This window comes from Nesterenkonia sp. HG001, from assembly GCF_034438835.1.
GTDB lineage: Bacteria > Actinomycetota > Actinomycetes > Actinomycetales > Micrococcaceae > Nesterenkonia > Nesterenkonia xinjiangensis.
In genome coordinates this window covers 1-884 of the sequence record NZ_JAOSZD010000024.1, presented here as the reverse complement: position 1 = coordinate 884, position 884 = coordinate 1, and the positions used below count along the sequence as shown (strand labels likewise).

At 56.4% G+C, this 884-nt stretch carries 1 protein-coding gene; it reads left to right on the top strand.

Annotated elements, in window-relative coordinates; all coding sequences use genetic code 11:
• The coding region (locus ODE13_RS16865) for an ABC transporter permease (protein ID WP_322480305.1) at positions 1-884 on the top strand (884 nt) is incomplete at both ends.

Here is an 884-nt window from a genome sequence, read left to right as displayed (position 1 = left end):
ACCTGGCGGTATGCGTTGAAGAAGGATTGGCGGCTTTATAGCTTGCTGGTCCTGCCTCTGGTGTTTCTGCTGATCTTTCGTTATCTGCCGATGGCGGGCAATGTCATCGCTTTCCGGCGGTTCCGTCCTGGGTCCAGCATCTTTGGTGATGAGTGGGTCGGGTTCCATTACATCGAGATGTTCATCAATGACCCCACCTTCTGGCGGGTCTTCTGGAACACCGTGATCCTGGGTGGACTGACTCTGGCGATCTGTTTCCCGCTGCCGATCATTCTGGCGCTGATGTTCAATGAGCTGCGCTCGAACGCTTTCAAGCGGGTGGCTCAGTCGATCTCGTATCTGCCGCACTTCATGTCGATTGTGATCGTGGCCGGGATCGTATTGCAGCTGACCTCGCTCAATGGGACCTTCAATCAGATCCTGGGGCTCTTCGGTGCGGAGAGCGTCGCGTTTATGCAGCAGCCGCAATGGTTCCGCACGATCTATGTCTCCTCGGAGGTATGGCAGACGGTGGGCTGGGGCACGATCCTGTATCTGGCCGCGCTGACCACTATCGATCCTCAGCTCTATGAAGCAGCACGTATCGATGGGGCTAATCGGTGGAAGCAGATGTGGCATGTGACCCTGCCCGGGATCGCCCCGACGATGGTGGTGCTGCTGATCCTCAATGTGGGCACCTTCATGGCAGTGGGCTTCGAGAAGGTGTTGCTGTTGTATAACCCGCTGATCTATTCCACCGCGGACATCATCGCCACCTATGTCTATCGGGTGGGCATCACCAGTTCGAACTTCTCTTATGCGACAGCCATCGGCCTGTTCGAGGCCATTATCGGACTCATCCTGATCCTCAGTGCTAATGGGATCGCCCGGAAGATGGGAGGCAA